Annotated in this window: 18 protein-coding genes and 1 tRNA gene; 14 read left to right on the top strand and 5 right to left on the bottom strand. The window is 66.8% G+C overall.

Features of this window, described 5'->3' with window-relative positions; all coding sequences use genetic code 11:
- Positions 1-12 precede the first annotated feature (12 nt).
- The 11 genes from glgA to EOINJALH_RS14100 all read left to right on the top strand — a co-directional run bounded on the left by glgA (position 13) and on the right by EOINJALH_RS14100 (position 8,926).
- A complete protein-coding gene (gene glgA, locus EOINJALH_RS14055; RefSeq protein ID WP_088281399.1) occupies positions 13-1,449 on the top strand; it encodes a glycogen synthase GlgA in 1,437 nt (478 codons plus the stop codon).
- A gap of 99 nt (positions 1,450-1,548) precedes the next feature.
- Positions 1,549-2,064, top strand: a complete 516-nt coding sequence (locus EOINJALH_RS14060; protein ID WP_088281029.1) for an OsmC family protein — start codon at positions 1,549-1,551, stop codon at positions 2,062-2,064.
- 525 nt (positions 2,065-2,589) lie between these two features.
- Complete coding sequence (locus EOINJALH_RS14065; protein ID WP_234413840.1) at positions 2,590-3,114, top strand: RNA polymerase sigma factor; 525 nt, start codon at positions 2,590-2,592, stop codon at positions 3,112-3,114.
- Between the two features lie 164 nt (positions 3,115-3,278).
- On the top strand, positions 3,279-3,422 hold the full coding sequence (locus EOINJALH_RS31835) for a hypothetical protein (RefSeq protein WP_158219770.1): 144 nt from the start codon (positions 3,279-3,281) through the stop codon (positions 3,420-3,422).
- 288 nt (positions 3,423-3,710) lie between these two features.
- Complete coding sequence (locus EOINJALH_RS14070) at positions 3,711-4,583, top strand: hypothetical protein (RefSeq protein ID WP_088281031.1); 873 nt, start codon at positions 3,711-3,713, stop codon at positions 4,581-4,583.
- Positions 4,584-4,778: 195 nt separating this feature from the next.
- A complete protein-coding gene (locus EOINJALH_RS14075; RefSeq protein ID WP_310732307.1) occupies positions 4,779-5,258 on the top strand; it encodes an MOSC domain-containing protein in 480 nt (159 codons plus the stop codon).
- 101 nt (positions 5,259-5,359) lie between these two features.
- Positions 5,360-5,806, top strand: coding sequence for a LexA family transcriptional regulator (locus EOINJALH_RS14080; protein ID WP_088281033.1), 447 nt, complete (start codon positions 5,360-5,362; stop codon positions 5,804-5,806).
- A 9-nt stretch (positions 5,807-5,815) separates the two neighbouring features.
- Positions 5,816-7,141 (top strand): Y-family DNA polymerase, encoded by a 1,326-nt coding sequence (locus EOINJALH_RS14085; RefSeq protein ID WP_088281035.1) that lies wholly within the window; start codon positions 5,816-5,818, stop codon positions 7,139-7,141.
- Between the two features lie 47 nt (positions 7,142-7,188).
- Positions 7,189-7,728 (top strand): H-NS family nucleoid-associated regulatory protein, encoded by a 540-nt coding sequence (locus tag EOINJALH_RS32775; RefSeq protein ID WP_234413841.1) that lies wholly within the window; start codon positions 7,189-7,191, stop codon positions 7,726-7,728.
- A gap of 142 nt (positions 7,729-7,870) precedes the next feature.
- Positions 7,871-8,560: an SOS response-associated peptidase gene (locus EOINJALH_RS14095; protein ID WP_088281037.1), complete on the top strand. Its 690-nt coding sequence runs from the start codon at positions 7,871-7,873 to the stop codon at positions 8,558-8,560.
- A gap of 135 nt (positions 8,561-8,695) precedes the next feature.
- On the top strand, positions 8,696-8,926 hold the full coding sequence (locus tag EOINJALH_RS14100) for a hypothetical protein (RefSeq protein WP_088281039.1): 231 nt from the start codon (positions 8,696-8,698) through the stop codon (positions 8,924-8,926).
- 181 nt (positions 8,927-9,107) lie between these two features.
- Here EOINJALH_RS14100 and EOINJALH_RS14105 read toward each other — a convergent pair.
- The 4 genes from EOINJALH_RS14105 to EOINJALH_RS14120 form a co-directional block, all read right to left on the bottom strand.
- Positions 9,108-9,198: transfer RNA gene (locus tag EOINJALH_RS14105), tRNA-Ser, on the bottom strand.
- A gap of 29 nt (positions 9,199-9,227) precedes the next feature.
- Positions 9,228-9,608, bottom strand: coding sequence for a DUF2237 family protein (locus EOINJALH_RS14110; protein ID WP_199873374.1), 381 nt, complete (start codon positions 9,606-9,608; stop codon positions 9,228-9,230).
- Positions 9,605-10,531, bottom strand: coding sequence for an SPFH domain-containing protein (locus EOINJALH_RS14115; RefSeq protein WP_088281041.1), 927 nt, complete (start codon positions 10,529-10,531; stop codon positions 9,605-9,607). The genes EOINJALH_RS14110 and EOINJALH_RS14115 overlap by 4 nt, the downstream gene beginning before the upstream one ends.
- A gap of 19 nt (positions 10,532-10,550) precedes the next feature.
- Positions 10,551-10,988, bottom strand: a complete 438-nt coding sequence (locus EOINJALH_RS14120; RefSeq protein WP_234413842.1) for an NfeD family protein — start codon at positions 10,986-10,988, stop codon at positions 10,551-10,553.
- Between the two features lie 142 nt (positions 10,989-11,130).
- Here EOINJALH_RS14120 and EOINJALH_RS14125 point away from each other — a divergent pair, with 142 nt between their 5' ends.
- Complete coding sequence (locus EOINJALH_RS14125; protein WP_088281045.1) at positions 11,131-13,386, top strand: arginine/lysine/ornithine decarboxylase; 2,256 nt, start codon at positions 11,131-11,133, stop codon at positions 13,384-13,386.
- 90 nt (positions 13,387-13,476) lie between these two features.
- Here the strand turns inward: EOINJALH_RS14125 and fabI are convergent, their stop codons facing one another.
- Positions 13,477-14,262 (bottom strand): enoyl-ACP reductase FabI, encoded by a 786-nt coding sequence (gene fabI, locus EOINJALH_RS14130; RefSeq protein ID WP_088281047.1) that lies wholly within the window; start codon positions 14,260-14,262, stop codon positions 13,477-13,479.
- 221 nt (positions 14,263-14,483) lie between these two features.
- On the opposite strand from fabI, the gene rimP reads away from it, so the two are divergent.
- Complete coding sequence (gene rimP, locus EOINJALH_RS14135) at positions 14,484-15,071, top strand: ribosome maturation factor RimP (protein WP_088281049.1); 588 nt, start codon at positions 14,484-14,486, stop codon at positions 15,069-15,071.
- Positions 15,068-16,546, top strand: coding sequence for a transcription termination factor NusA (gene nusA, locus EOINJALH_RS14140; protein ID WP_088281051.1), 1,479 nt, complete (start codon positions 15,068-15,070; stop codon positions 16,544-16,546). The genes rimP and nusA overlap by 4 nt, the downstream gene beginning before the upstream one ends.
- The last annotated feature ends 24 nt before the right edge of the window (positions 16,547-16,570 follow it).

Genomic DNA, 16,570 nt, shown 5'->3' on the forward strand with positions numbered 1-16,570 from the left:
GTGGCCGCGCCGTTGCGCGTGCTGCAGGTTGCGGCAGAGGTCTTCCCGCTCGTCAAGACCGGTGGACTGGCCGACGTGGTGGCCGCGCTGCCGGTGGCCACGGCCGCGGCAGGCGCCGACGTGCGGCTGCTGCTGCCCGGCATGCCCGCGATCCTGGATTCAGTGCAGGGCGCCCGCACCGTCGTCGACATCGGCCCGTGCTACGGCGCGCTGCGGGTGCGCCTGCTGCTGGCGCGCATGCCCGGCACCGGCCTGCCGGCCTATGTCATCGACGCGCCGCACCTCTACCGCCGCGGCGGCGGGCCGTACCAGGCCTCCAACGGGCAGGACTGGCCCGACAACCTGCAACGCTTCGCGCTGCTGGGCTGGCTTGCCGCCCGCCTGGCCTCGGGCGATGCCGACCACGACTGGCTGCCCGACATTGTGCATGCGCACGACTGGCATGCTGCAATGACCTGCACCTACATGGCCGACCACCCGCCCACGCGGGCGGCGTCGGTGTTCACCGTGCACAACCTGGCCTACCAGGGGCTGTTTCCGCATGACGACTGGTCCCTGCTGGGCCTGTCGTCGCGCTACATGTCGCCCGCCGGCCTCGAGTTCCACGGCCAGTTGTCCTTCATGAAGGCGGGGCTGAAATATGCCCGCTGCATCACCACCGTGAGCCCCACCTACGCCCGCGAGATCTCGACGCACGAGTTCGGCTGCGGCCTGGACGGCGTCATCCGCGGACGCGCCGGTGCGGTGCTGGGCATCGTCAACGGCATCGACACGCAGGTGTGGAACCCGGCCACCGATGCGGCACTCGAGCACCGTTACGACGCCGAACGTCTGGACGGCAAGCGGCGATGCCGCGAGGCCCTGCAGCGCGATTGGTCGTTGGCGCCGGATCCCGACGCGCTGCTCGTGGGCGTGGTCAGCCGCTTGACGGGCCAGAAGGGCATCGACCTGGTGCTGCAGGCGCTGCCCGACCTGCTGGCCGCCGGCATGCAACTCGTCGTGCAGGGCACCGGCGAAGCGGCGCTGGAATCCGCACTGCGCGCGGCCGCATCGGCCCATCCCGGGCGAATGGCCCTGCACCTGGGCTACGACGAGCCCCGCGCCCACCGGCTGATCGCAGGGGCCGACGTGATCTGCGTGCCGTCGCGCTTCGAGCCCTGCGGCCTGACCCAGCTCTACGGCATGCGCTACGGCACGGTACCGGTGGTGCGGCAGGTGGGCGGCTTGGCCGACACGGTGCGCGACGGCGTCACCGGCATCACCTTCGGGCCGGCGCGAGCCTACGACCTGACGCAGGCGCTGCAGCGCGCCGGTGCGTTGCGCCGCGAGCAGCCCGAGGCCTGGGCCGCCATGCAGGCGGTCGGCATGGCGCAAGACCTCTCGTGGCACCTGCCCGCGATCGAGTACCTGCGGCTCTACCGATCTCTGACGGCAGCGGCGATGGGCTGATCGGGGCCTCGGCCGGCCTCGGTTCGGGCGGCATACTCGTCGTCCATCCAAACCCCGGGGCCCACGGCGCGTGGCCCCGACACCATGAGGCCCGCTCCGATGAACGCCGACGAGCTGAGACAACTGCAAGCGCCGATCAAGGCGCGCTACAAGGACGATCCCGCATCCGCGCGCCACACCTTCCATGCCAGCGGCGAGCTGTTGCCCGACCGGCCGTCGTGCCGCATCGAAACGCGGTTTGCCCGCTTCGATGCCGGCTTGCACCCGGCGGCGGGTGGTGATGGCACGGATGCCTGCTCGGGCGACCTGCTGCTCGAATCGCTGGTGGCCTGCGCAGGAGTCACCTTCAACGTGGTGGCCACGGCGATGGCCATCCCGTTCCGATCGGCACGGGTCATCGTGGAAGGCGAGGGCGACTTCCGTGGCACGCTCGGCGTGGCCAAGGACGCGCCCGTGGGCATCACCGACATCCGCATGCGATTCGAAGTGGACTCGCCGGCCAGCGACGACCAGTTGGCCACCTTGCTGCGTCTGACCGAACGCTACTGCGTGATCTTCCAGACGCTGCGCACTCCGCCGCAGATGGCGGCGAGCCTGACGCGTGTCGCGGCCTGAGCCTGAGGCATCCGCCGCCGGCGGCCTCGTTGGGCCCACGCTGCCGGCCGGCGCATCACGCCGCGCCCGCCGCCAGGCCATCGATGCGCAGAGGGCGCCGTACTTCGTGCCAGGCGTCGACACCTCGGCGCCGAGGAAGCCGCCCAACTGGTGACCGAGATCCTGCCGCGGTCCGACCACTGAGAGGCTGAGAGTTGTTCGATCATGCCCGCTCACCACCCCCAAACGCACCCGCTCGTCGTTGCAAATGCTCGCCATAGCCCGAGCTATGGCTGCGCTTTGCGCCTAGATCGGGCACGTTTCGGGGCGTCGCTCGGGCACGCTCGAATTCCTCTCAGCCTCTGAGCCCAGCAGCGCGAGCGTCGGAGCCAGCTGAGGCCACTTCCTTCCCTTTCGCGATCTGCCGCCTGTCGCACCGGTTCATCCAATGGCGTCTGTTCCTGCAAGCGCGCTCGACAGGGCATGCACCACCTTGCCGGAGCGGCCATGACACCCAGGAATCCAGCAGTCCTTCCCGTCGGCACCTTGACCGCCGACCTGTTGTTCCGCGATCTGGTGTCGCAGCACGGCGAACGCCTGCACCGGTTCGTGCTGCGCCGCATCGGTGACGCCACCGAGGCAGAAGATCTGGCACAGCAAGCCTTCGTCGAGGCCGCCAGGGCGCACGCCAGCTTTCGGGGCGAATCGCAACTGTCGACCTGGCTGTACGGGATCGCGATGAACCTGGTGCGCAATCACCTGTCGCGCGCACCTCGACGCCACTTCGGATTCGACGACGACTCGGTGCTGGAGGGGACAGCCGATGTCGGCCCCAGCCCACAGCAGCAGTTCGAGATGACCCAACTGGTGGCCCTGCTGGATCAGGAACTGGGCGAACTGATGCCCGAGATGCGAGAGGTGCTGATGATGGTGGCGCTGGACGACCTGTCGTACCAGGACGCGGCCGTGCTGCTGTCGGTGCCGGTGGGCACCGTGCGCAGCCGTGTGTCGCGCGCGCGCTCGCACCTGCGCCGACGCTTTGCCGCGCGGGGCGCCTCACTGCCGTTCTGACGCCCGCCAAGTCAGCCGTGGCAGCATCGCCTGCACCGCGACAGCGCTGTACTCGACCAGGCGCCTCGACGCTCATGGCATGACTCGGCGGCGCCGCGGGGCGCTGAGCCGTGGCATGGCCGGCTTCTTGCTGGCCATCGACTTCAACCGCTGTGGAGGTTCACATGCGATCCGAAGTCCGCATCGTCGTGGCGACACTCGTCGCAGGCATCGTCTCATGGGTCGTGTCGGTCGCCGTTGCCGACCTGACCTGCTCGATGCCCGACCTGAAGGCGCCACTTTTTCAGGCGTTCGTGCACCAGAAGTGACAGCCCTCGTCCCTTTTTGGTCCTCTGCATTTCAGTGCTAGGCCACGTCAGTGCGTGCGAGCTGCCCCAGCCAACAGGCTGGCGTTCCGACGCGGGAAGCCGCACACCCGACTGTCGTGCGCACGGGGGGGCGAGGGCGTGGGCGTTGGGCCGCCTACCTCATGCACCGATGGTCGGCCGTCTTGCCCGGCGCCGGTCTTGATCCCGTCACGTCCACCTGCTAGCGTGGAAGCCTTCCGGAGGCATGACCCGTGCCCCGGCAGATCGACTCCAGAAGGGGATCCAGACATGTCCAGCACCCGCCGAACGTTCGCCGCCCTGCCGCTGATCGCAGGCAGCCTCCTGGCCAGCCGCCAGGCACGGGCAGCGGTCGACAACAGCGCCATTGGTCAGGCGGGGTTCAGAGACCACAAGGCCACCTACGGGCTGGTCTACAAGCTGCCGAAGGAAGTGAACGACGTGCTCGACGCGCGCATCTACCCGATGCTGCGCGAGCGACTGGTCCGGCTCGGCCTCGTCGACGAGGCGCGCGCGTTCAATCTGCCGCACGTGACGGTGGTGCACATCCACAACGCCGACCCCGCAACGCCGCGCAAGATGCTCCAGGCGCTGACCAGGGTGCCGTCGCCCTTGACGCTGACCTTGAAGGACTTCTACAACACCGAGGCCTCCAAGGGGGCAGGGGCGCCCTGGTGGTTCGATCTCGGCGTTGTCAAGAGCGGTGCGGGCTACACCGAGATGATGGCTTTCAATACCGTGGCCACCGCGGCCTTGACCCCTCTGCGCGATGGCCCGCTGCCCCGTTGCACTGGCCCTGTTTACGCCAACATGAGCGAGACTGCCAAGGAACTGACCCGCAACGTGGGAGTAAGCGGCGTCAACGTGGTGAAGGACGGCAAGGACACCGCGTCGCACAACCCGCACAACACGCTGATGTACAGCATGACGCCCTACGACGCACGATTGCAGGAGGCGATGAAGGCCGTGGCCGACGACGCCAACAAGATCCTGCCCGGCGGCATCGACACGCAGTTCAAGGACGTGTCGATCGTCGAGATCGGCTTCATGGGCAACGTGTTGCGCGAGTTCTACCGGATCAGCCTGGGCGATGGGGCAGCCTTCGACACCACCAGCGGCAAGGCGGTCAAGCTCGGCACGTAACAGGGTCGGCAGACGACAGCGGCTTCGTCAGCGAGCGTCAGCGCACCTCCGGCCTGCGGCGCCAGTGTGTCCCTTGCGCGGAATGGGAGGCCCCCGATGCCCATGCCCGACCACGACCTGCGATCTCTCACCCGGCAGTTTTCAACACCTGGCCGCCTCGAGGCGATCGGCCTGCGACCCTCACGGGGCGCGGCCATGAAGGCCGTGCCCACCGCGCAAGCCCTGGCCGGTCAGGGGCTGGTCGGGGACCGCAGCGTGCGTGGCGCGGCGTCCGCACTGGCGGCCGGTGGCAAGCGCCAGGTCACGTTGCTGCAGGCCGAACATCTGCCGGTGATCGCCGCCCTGGCCGGCCTCGGATCGCCGTTGGATCCGCTGAGCCTGCGCCGCAACCTGGTGGTGTCGGGCCTGAACCTGCTGGCGGCGCGGTCGCTGTTCAAGGACCAGCCGCTGCTGCTGTGCATCGGCGATCCAAGCACCGAGGGCGGGCCCGTCCTGCTGGAGATCACCGGCCCGTGCGAGCCCTGCTCGAAGATGGAGGCATTGCTCGGCCCCGGCGGCTACAACGCGATGCGCGGGCATGGTGGCGTGACGGCCCGGGTGGTGCGCGGAGGCTGGCTTCAGGTGGGTGCGGTCGTGGATTGTCGACCGGGCCCGATGGCGTCGCCGGCGGCTTGAGCACGTCCCCGGTCGTCGTCCGCGCCGCAGCACAGCGCAGGGACAGGCGGCACGGGCCAAGGCAGCGTGACCGGAAGCGATGCGCCAGATACACTGTACAAATGTCCAGTCATCGCCCCGATCCCGGCGAAGCCATCCGAGTGGGCCGCGACCACGGCGGTGGCGCAGCACCGGTGCGCGCCAGCGTGGCCATCGGCTTCGGCTCACCGGCCGATGATTCCGGCGTCACGCGGCTCGACCTGAACGACCTGCTCATCAAGCATCCCCAGGCCACGTTCCTGATGCGGGTGGCCGGCGACGCGATGCACGATGCCGGCATCGACTCGGGCGACCTGGCGCTGGTCGATCGCGCCATCGCGCCGGTGCATGGCCACGTGGTGATCGCCGTGGTCGACGACGGTTTCGTTTGCCGCCGTCTGACCCGGCAGGGTGCCGACACCCGCCTGCAGGCGACGCAGCCCGGCGTGCCGGACATCGTGCCGCATGAAGGCCAGGGCCTGCAGGTCTGGGGTGTGGTCACCCAGGTCATCAAGGCCATGCCCGCCTGAGGCGCCCGAATGTTCGCGCTGGTCGACGTGAACAACATGTACGTCAGCTGCGAGCGGGTGTTCCGCCCCGCACTGGTGGGCCGTCCGGTGGTCGTGCTGTCGAACAACGACGGCAACTGCATCGCGCGCAGCAACGAGGCCAAGGACCTGGGCATCACGATGGCCCAGCCCTGGTTCCAGGTGCGGCACCTCGAGCGCGAGGCCGGCCTGATTGCGCTGTCGGCCAACTTCGAGTTGTACGGCGACATGTCCAGCCGCATGATGAGCCTCGTTGGCCGTTACGCGCCACGGCAGGAGGTGTACAGCATCGACGAATCCTTCCTCGACTTCGATGGCGTGCGCGGCCGCCTGGCCGACATCGGCCGCGACATGCGCGCTACCGTGCTGCGATGGACCGGGCTGCCCACCAGCGTCGGCTTCGGTCCTACCAAGACCCTGGCCAAGCTGGCCAACCACATCGCCAAGATGGCCGACCGCAAGCCCGGCACCTATGCGCCGGACCTGGCGCAGGTGTGCCACCTCGGCGAGATGACCGCGGCACAGCGCGACACCCTTTTCGCCGCCACTGAAGTGGGCAGTGTCTGGGGCATCGGTCGGCGCATGACGGCGCGCCTGAACGACGGCGGAATCCGTACGGTGTCGGATCTCTTGCGCGCCGACCTGGCCATGCTGCGCCGTCAGTTCAGCGTCGTGCTCGAGAAGACCGTGCTGGAACTGAAAGGCACGCCGTGCCTGGGCATCGACGACGAGCCACCGGCCCAGCAACAGATCATGTGCTCGCGCTCGTTCGGCGCCCCCGCCACCGACCTGGAGAGCCTCACCGACCTGGTCAGCCAGTTCACTGCCCGGGTGGCCGAGAAGCTGAGGCACCAGCACGCCACCGCCGGCGCCGTGCACGTGTTCATCGGCACCAGCCCGTTCCGGCAGAACGACCGCCAGCACAGCCCCGGCGTCACGCAGCCCATGCGTCGTCCTACCGACGACACGCGCGCCCTGATCGGCGCCGCGGTGAGCGCCTTGCGGGGCATGTACCGGCCGGGGTTCAACTACGTCAAGGCCGGCGTGATGCTGGTGGACCTGCAACCCAAAGGGCAGCAGCAGGGCGAACTGGACCTGTTCTCGTCGGCGAACGAGGCGGAACCCATTGCACGCAGCCGCGACCCGTCGCCACTGATGGCCACGGTCGATGCGCTCAATCGGAAGTTCGGCCGCGGCGCCATCGGCATCGGCAGCCTGGCCCACCAGGTCGGCGGCGGCGCCCATGCCGGCAAGCGCGAGCGCCGCTCACCGCGCTACACCACACGGCTCGGCGAGATCCCGGTGGCCACTGCGTAGTTCACCGGTCATTAGCGACGCGCCGAACGAATCGGCGTCACCACTCGTTGCGCATCGATGCGGCTGCACGACATTCGCAAAGTCGTTCCACCCTGAGTTCGAGCGTCGTAACTGCGCCGGGAATTCGCCAAGCGTCCACGCAAGGTACATTCGCATTTCAGGGAACGATCGCATTCAGAGGCAACAAGCCCGATGCATTGGCGCACGATTCGCATTGGATCGGCATGCGCCCGGAGTTGAAGATGGCAAAGAAAACGCTGGCGGAAATTCACCAACAGATCGACAAGTTGCAGCAAGAGGCCGCGGCCCTGAAGGCCAAGGAAAAGGGTGGTGTCGTGGCGCGCATCCTGGAGGCCATCGCCCATTACGACCTGACGCCGCAAGACCTGTTCGGCAAGGCCGTGTCGTCCAAGGTAGCCCGCAAGTCGGCGAAGCCTGCATCCAAGGGTAAGGGCACCAAGTCCACCGCCGCCATCAAGTACCGCGACGAGGCTGGCAATGCCTGGGTCGGAAAGGGCAAGCGCCCGGCGTGGTTCAATGCCGCGCTCGCGTCTGGCAAGACCGCAGAGGATCTGCTGGTGAAGTAACAGGGCACCGAACCGACCATGGGTCGGAACGGTCCTGCTGACTGTGGCCACCCCAGGCCGACGACGCCAGTCGTCTGCCCCGAGGAGGAGGTGAGTCGTTTCGGGAGCAGCCCTTCGTTGACTCGAGCGCCCAGACGATCGCATGTGCAACCTGTACCACATGTCCCCGCGCGAGCATGTCGAGCGATACTTTCGGGCGCAGTTGCCGCTGGAGTACCGTGAGGTCGCGGTCGGTCCGTTCAACACCGGACTCTTCCTCAAGCACGGCGCGGATGGCCCCACAGCCGTGATGGGGCAGTGGGGCATGATCGGCCCGGGCAGCAAGACCCGGCGACCCACGTCGCGCGCGATCCTGACCAACAACGCCCGTGCCGAATCCATCGGCGAGCGAGCGACCTACAAGGCAGCCTGGCGCAACGGGCAGCGCTGCCTGATCCCGGCGGCCTGGTACCAGGAGCCGAACTGGGAGACCGGCAAGAACATCTGGTGGCGCATGCGCCGCACCGACGGCGATCCCTGGGCGCTGGCCGGCATCTGGTCGGAGTGGACCGATCCGTCCACCGGCGAGATCGTGCCGAGCTACTCGATGATCACCATCAACTGCGACGGCCACCCGCTGCTGGGGCGCCTGCACAAGCCCGATCCGAAGTTGCCCCCCGACCAGCAGGACAAGCGCTCGGTGGTGCCGCTGGCCCCGACGAACTGGAACGCCTGGCTCACCGGTGACGAGGTGCAAGCCCGGTCGCTGCTGCGGGTGCCGGAGGAGGCACTGTTCGACCCGACCGACGCCTTGCGCACCGATCTCGCGCTGGAGATTCGAGCGCCTGGGTGAGCGCAACGGCCGAACCTCGGCGGCCTGGGCAGTACGGTCGGTCTGGCGTTGACGGCCGACGGCCGACTCCCCCCAATCGGGGGCACTCTTTCAGTGGATTGCCGAACGTGGTTTGCCGGCGCACGATCGACTTCCATGAGCAACCCTTCGGTGGAGCATCTGGCCCTGGTCGTGAGACTGCAGGGGCTCGCCTTGCGCGAGTTGATGCGAGCCCTGTCCATCTCTCAGGCGCGGCAATGCTCGGCAGGCCTTCAGGCCAGTGCTTTGGATCTCTTGGCGACCGTCGATCCGTTGGATGCCGCGGCTGAGGAACGCTTCAACGTTGAATTGTCTGCATTGAAGGCCGCGCTTCAGAGGGGGCGTTGACTCGCTTCCCTTTGCTCACCGGCGCGGCTGCGAAGGCGCCCACCTCCACCACAGGCGATGACAGCGGCAGAGGCTTACCGGTTCGCTGGTTCGGCCGTCAGATCGACTGGCGTGAACGCCTGCATGCCACGGGCTCACCGGGAGCATCTGCCGGGCCTCGATGACCTGCGCGCTGCGCAAATGGCGGAGGGAGCGGGATTCGAACCCGCGGGGGGCTGTTAACCCCCACACGCTTTCCAGGCGTGCGACTTAAACCGCTCATCCATCCCTCCGTGCCTACAGGTACGGCAAGCGCAGGATTCTAGCCGACAGGATCGAGCGCCATCTCGCGCAGCCACTCCAGCGGCACGATGTCCAGTGCCCGGGCATGGGTGCTCTCCAGCACCACCGGGGGTGCAAAGCCCGCCGAGTAGGCCTCTTTCCAGCGATGGGCGCACACGCACCACCGATCGCCCGGCTGAAGACCCCGGAACCGGAACTCCGGCCGTGGCGTGATCAGGTCGTTGCCGCGCTCGAACTGGTGGTTCAGGAAGGCCAGCGTCATCCGGGCACAGACCACGTGGCTGCCCAGGTCGTTGTGGTCGGTGCGGCAGCAGCCGTCGCGGGTCCAGCCGGTGAGGGGATCGTACGAGCAGGGCACCAGTGCCGCGCCGAGGACGTTGAGCGCGTGGTCGATGCTCATCGCGCGCTGGCCGCCTTGTTCGGGCCCTGCATCACGGCCATGGCCGTGGCGATCAGCCCGGAAACTTCGGTCATGTTGCCGGGGACGATCATCGTGTTGTTGGTGCGGGCCAGGTGGCCGTAGGCGTCGATGGCCTTTTCGGCCACTTTCAACTGCACCGCGTCGGCACCGCCGGGCTGCTCGATGGCGGCGGCGATCTTGCGGATGGCATCGGCCGTGGCATCGGCCACTGCAGTGATGGCGGCGGCCTCGCCCAGCGCCTTGTTGATCTCGGCCTGCTTCTCACCCTCGGACCGCGCGATCGAGGCCTCGCGCTCGCCCGTGGCGATGTTGATCTGCTCCTGCCGCCTTCCTTCGGAGGCGGCAATCAGTGCGCGCTTCTCGCGTTCGGCAGTGATCTGTGCCTGCATGCTGCGCAGGATCTCGGCCGGGGGTGTCAGGTCCTTGATCTCGTAGCGCAGGACCTTGACGCCCCAGTTCAGCGCGGCTTCGTCCAGAGCGCTGACGACCGAGGCGTTGATCGAATCGCGTTCCTCGAAAGTCTTGTCCAGTTCCATCTTGCCGATCACCGAGCGCAGCGTGGTCTGCGCCAGCTGGGTCACCGCGACGACGTAGTTGCTCGAGCCGTAGCTGGCGCGCATCGGGTCGGTGATCTGGAAGTACAGGATGCCGTCGACCTGCAGCTGGGTGTTGTCGCGAGTGATGCACACCTGGCTGGGCACGTCGAGCGGGATCTCCTTCAGCGAGTGCTTGTAGGCCACCCGGTCGACGAAGGGCACCAGGATGTTCAGCCCCGGCCCGAGCGACGCGTGGTACTTGCCCAGGCGCTCGACGACCCAGGCGTGCTGCTGCGGCACGACCTTGATCGACCGGACGACGAAAATGCCGGCGACCACCAGCAGGATGAGTGCAACGAGTTCCATGGATGTTCTCCTGATCGGTTCAGTGCGGGGCGCGGTCCAGCAGCAGGCGGTTGCCATCGACGGCTCGCACGACGTGTTCGCCGGGCACTGGGTCGCCGGTCCCGGCGAAGCGGGCGTCCCAGCCGGCACCGCGGTAGCTCACCCGAGCGCTGCCGTCCGGCTCCCAGTGCGCCACGTGCACCGGGCTGCCCACGTCGAGGTGGATGTCGCGGTTGGCCGACGCCTCGGCGGCGGGTGGCTGCCTGCCGCGCCGCACGTGCCAGGCGGCGACGGACCCCCCGCCCACCAGGGCGCCCACCACCAACTGGCCGGTGACGGCCATGCCGGCATGGGCGGCCAGGGCCGACGCCGCCGCCCCGAGCGCCAGCATCAGCAAGTAGAACGTTCCCGTGGCCAGTTCGGCTGCGACCATCGCGCCGCACACGAGCCACCACCAGGTCGATGCACTCCAGTCCACTGCGAACTCCTCACCCCGTTTCGGGACGGCTCCGGCCAGTGTACTGACGCCGCCGTGCCGCAGCACCGTCATGGTCCGGCGCGGGTTCGCACCTACACTTCCCTTTCCGCTGTTCCGCCGCCCCGTTCCGAGGACCCGATCGATGCTCCGCTTCCATTTCCCCATTGTCATCATCGACGAGGACTACCGCTCGGAAAACACCTCCGGCCTCGGCATCCGCGCGCTGGCGCAAGCCATCGAGAAAGAGGGCTTCGAGGTGCTGGGGGCCACCAGCTACGGTGACCTGAGCCAGTTTGCCCAGCAGCAGAGCCGGGCCAGCGCCTTCATCCTGTCGATCGACGACGAGGAGTTCACACCGGGCCCGGAACTCGATCCGGCGGTGCTGAACCTGCGCAAGTTCATCGAGGAGATCCGGTTCAAGAACGCCGACATCCCGATCTACCTGTACGGCGAGACGCGCACCTCGCAGCACATCCCGAACAACATCCTGCGCGAACTGCACGGCTTCATCCACATGTTCGAGGACACGCCGGAGTTCGTGGCCCGTCACATCATCCGAGAGGCCCGAAGCTACCTGGACGGCCTGGCGCCGCCGTTCTTCAAGGCCCTGATGGACTACGCCCAGGATGGGTCTTATTCCTGGCACTGCCCGGGGCATTCCGGCGGCGTGGCCTTCCTGAAGAGCCCGGTCGGTCAGATGTTCCACCAGTTCTTCGGCGAGAACATGCTGCGGGCGGACGTCTGCAATGCCGTCGAGGAACTGGGGCAATTGCTCGATCACACCGGCCCGGTGGCCCAGAGCGAACGCAATGCGGCGCGCATCTTCAATGCCGACCACTGCTTCTTCGTCACCAATGGCACCAGCACCAGCAACAAGATGGTGTGGCACCACACGGTGGCGCCGGGCGACGTGGTGGTGGTCGACCGCAACTGCCACAAGAGCATCCTGCACTCGATCATCATGACCGGCGCAGTGCCGGTGTTCCTGACGCCGACGCGCAACCACTACGGCATCATCGGCCCGATCCCTCAGAGCGAGTTCACCCGCGAGGCCATCGAACGCAAGATTGCCCGGAACCCGCTGCTGAAGGGCGTGGACCCGAAGACGGTGCGCCCGCGCATCATGACGCTGACGCAGAGCACTTACGACGGTGTGCTCTACAACACCGAAACCATCAAGGGCATGCTCGACGGCTACATCGGCACGCTGCACTTCGACGAGGCCTGGCTGCCCCACGCCGCGTTCCACAAGTTCTATGGCACCTTCCACTCGATGGGAAAGAGCCGCCCGCGGCCGAACGAGGCCATGGTTTATGCGACGCAGTCCACGCACAAGCTGCTGGCGGGTTTGTCACAGGCCTCTCAGGTGCTGGTGCAGGACTCGCAGACGGTGAAGCTCGACAGGCACCTCTTCAACGAGGCCTACCTGATGCACACCAGCACGTCGCCGCAGTACGCCATCATCGCCAGCTGCGACGTTGCGGCGGCCATGATGGAGCCACCGGGAGGCACGGCGCTGGTGGAGGAAAGCCTGGCCGAGGCGCTGGATTTCCGCCGTGCCATGCGCAAGGTGGACAAGGAGTTCGGCAAGGACTGGTGGTTCAAGGTCTGGGGCCCCGACAAGCTGGTGGCAGATGGCATCGGCCGCGCCGATGCCTGGATCCTCAAGGCCAAGGACAAGTGGCATGGCTTTGGTGACCTGGCGGCGGGCTTCAACCTGCTGGACCCGATCAAGAGCACGATCATCACGCCCGGGCTGGACATGTCGGGCAAGTTCGCCCCCACCGGCATCCCGGCCAGCATCGTCACTAAGTTCCTGGCCGAACATGGCGTGGTGGTCGAGAAGACGGGCCTGTACTCGTTCTTCATCATGTTCACGATCGGCATCACGAAGGGCCGGTGGAACACCCTGCTCACCGCGCTGCAGCAGTTCAAGGACGACTACGACAAGAACGCGCCGCTGTGGCGCATCCTGCCGGAGTTCTGCGCGGCGCAGCCCAAGTACGAGCGAATGGGGCTGCGCGACCTGTGCCAGGCCATCCACGAAACCTATGCCAAGGGCGACATCGCGCGGCTGACCACCGAGATGTACCTGTCGGACCTGCAACCGGCCATGAAGCCCAGCGAGGCCTTCGCGCGCATCGCGCATCGCGACACCGAGCGGGTGGACATCGATCGCCTCGAGGGGCGCATCACCACGTCGCTGCTGACGCCTTATCCACCCGGCATTCCACTGCTCATCCCAGGCGAACGCTTCAATCGCAAGATCGTCGAGTACCTGCGCTTCACGCGCGAATTCAATGCCAAGTTCCCGGGGTTCCACACCGACGTGCACGGCCTGGTCGAGGACGACCTGACCGGAGAAGGGCACTACTACGTCGACTGCGTGCGGGACTGAGCCGTGCCGCTGCGGGCGGGCTGTTCGGCACGGCCACTTGGTCGCGGCGGATGCCGCGCGAGGGCGGTGCCGGCAATTCGAGCGGTGGGATCAGGCGTCGGGTGCGGCACCGGCCATCTGGCTGAAGCCGCCATCGACGTACATGATCTCAGCGCTGATGCCGCTGGCCAGGTCGGACAGCAAGAAGGCGGCGGCATTGCCGACTTCGTCGATGGTGATTGCGCGGTGCATCGGCGCGACCGCGGTGAAGCCGCTGAGCAACTTGCCGAAGTCCTTGACGCCGGATGCGGCCAAGGTCTTGATCGGACCGGCCGAGATGCCGTTGACGCGGATCGCCCGGCCGCCCAGGCCTTGTGCCAGAAAGCGCACGCTGGCCTCCAGCGAGGCCTTGGCCAGACCCATCGTGTTGTAGTGCGGCACGTAACGCACAGCCCCGAGGTAGGACAGCGTCAACAGTGATGCGCCGGACCGAAGGCGGGGCAGCGCAGCCTTGGCCATGGCCGGAAAGCTGTAGGCCGAAATGTCGTGGGCGATGCGGAAGTTCTCGCGCGACAGGCCATCGAGAAAGTCACCGGCGATCGCCTCGCGCGGCGCGAACGCGATGGCATGCACGAAGCCATCGAACTGATCCCAGTGCTCGCCGAGCTGGTCGAACAATCGAGCGATCTGGGCGTCATCGCCGACGTCGCAGTCGAACACGAGTGTCGATCCGAACTCGGCTGCAAACTCGGTGATGCGCTCCTTGAAGCGTTCGCCCTGGTAGCTGAAGGCCAGTTCCGCACCTTCCCTGTGGCAGGCCCGCGCAATGCCGTAGGCGATCGAGCGGTTGTTGAGAATTCCTGTGATCAGCAGGCGCTTGCCAGCGAGAAAGCCCATGGGTCGGATCCTGTGCGATACGGTGCGGGTGAGGGGCGAGATTCTCGCATGCTCGACTCAGCCCAGGGTTGACCCTTGCCGGTACATCTCTTGCAAGCTATAATCATTCTTTCGCTGTAGAGCCGAATGTGGGCGGATTCATCCAGCCCATTTTTTTTGGGCAAACGGCTTTTGCCGCAAGCACACAGCACCCACAGGTTAGAAGGAACACCGCAGTCACGATGAGCTGGCAGTCCGCGATCGATCGAACCGTTCAAGGCCTGGGTTACGACTTGGTCGATGCCGAACGCACGGCAGGTGGGTTGCTGCGTGTGACGATCGATCGGCTCCCGGGGCGATCGTATCCGACCGGCCCGGGCGAGTCCGTGCTGGTCGAAGACTGCGAGATCGTCACGCGACAGCTGCAGTATCTGCTGGAGGTCGAGGCCGTCGACTATGCGCGCCTCGAGGTGTCATCTCCCGGACTCGATCGGCCGTTGCGCAAGCCCGCCGACTGGGAGCGCTTCATCGGCAGCGACGTCGAAATCGCACTTCGGCAGCCCTTCAATGGACGGCGGAAGTGGACGGGCCGTCTGCTGGCCCGTGACGGCGGTGCCTACAGCCTGGCCTTGCCGCAGGATCCTCCGCAGCGCAAGACACGGTCCGCCAAGTCTGCTGCGGGCACCGCAGCTGGCGAGACGGTCGAACAGACACTGGATTTCACCCTGGACGAGGTGCGCGACGCGCGCCTGGTGCCGGTGATCGATTTCAAGGGGCGCCGCGGCTTGCCGACCGAGGCCCCAACGCAAGACGGAGGTCAGAACCGATGAACCGCGAAATGTTGATGCTGGTCGACGCCATCTCCCGCGAGAAGAACGTCGACCGTGAGGTGGTGTTCGGCGCGGTCGAGGCCGCCCTGGCGCAGGCCACCAAGAAATTGAATGGCGGTGAGGTGGACATCCGCGTGGCCGTCGACCGTGACACGGGCGTCTACGAGACGTTCCGCCGCTGGCTGGTCGTGCCCGATGAGGCCGGCCTGCAGAACCCCGACGCCGAAGAAATGCTCAGCGACGCCCTCGACCGCATCGCCGAGATCGAAGTGGGCGACTTCATCGAGGAGCCGATCGAGTCGCTCCCGATCGGCCGAATCGGCGCCATGGCGGCCAAGCAGGTCATCCTGCAGAAGATCCGCGATGCCGAGCGCGAGACCTTGCTCAACGACTTCCTGTCGCGTGGCGACAAGATCTTCGTCGGCACGGTCAAGCGCCTCGACAAGGGCGACATCATCGTCGAGAGCGGGCGCGTGGAAGGCCGGCTCAAGCGCAGCGAGATGATCCCGAAGGAGAACCTCCGCTCCGGCGACCGGGTGAGGGCTTTCATCGCCGGCATCGACCCCACGGCACGCGGCGCCCAGATCCTGCTGTCGCGGTCTGCGCCCGGCTTCATGATCGAGTTGTTCGCCCAGGAAGTGCCCGAGATGGAGCAGGGCCTGCTCGAGATCAAGAGCTGCGCGCGCGACGCGGGGTCGCGGGCCAAGATTGCCGTGGTCTCGCACGACAAGCGGGTCGATCCGATCGGCACCTGCGTGGGCGTGCGCGGTTCGCGAGTCAACGCCGTCACCAACGAACTGGCTGGCGAGCGTGTGGACATCGTGCTGTGGTCCGAAGACCCCGCGCAGTTCGTCATCGGCGCGTTGGCGCCGGCCAATGTGCAGTCGATCGTCGTCGACGAAGAGAAGCACGCCATGGACGTGGTGGTCGACGAGGAAAACCTCGCCATCGCCATCGGCCGTGGTGGCCAGAACGTGAGGCTCGCCTCCGAAATGACCGGCTGGCGCATCAACATCATGACGGCCGAGGAATCGAACGCGAAGCAGGCGGTCGAGAGCGATTCCATCCGGCGCCTGTTCGTCGATAAGCTCGATGTCGACGAGGAGGTTGCCAACATCCTGATCGAGGAAGGCTTCACCAGCCTCGAGGAAGTGGCCTATGTGCCATTGCAGGAGATGCTGGAAATCGAATCCTTCGACGAGGACACCATCTCCGAGTTGCGCAACCGTGCCAAGGATGCGCTGCTGACGATGGAAATCGCGCACGAAGAGAATGTCGAAGAGGTGTCGCAGGACCTGCGCGACCTGGAAGGCCTGAATCCCGATCTGATCGGCAAGCTGGCCGACGGTGGCGTGCACACACGCGACGACCTTGCCGACCTGGCGGTGGACGAACTGGTCGACATGACACAGATCGACGAGACCACCGCCAAAGCCCTGATCATGAAGGCGCGGGAGCATTGGTTCACGGCCTGATCGGCCCTGACCACGCCCCGCCCA

This window comes from Ideonella sp. A 288 (assembly GCF_002198735.1).
Lineage (GTDB): Bacteria > Pseudomonadota > Gammaproteobacteria > Burkholderiales > Burkholderiaceae_C > Pseudaquabacterium.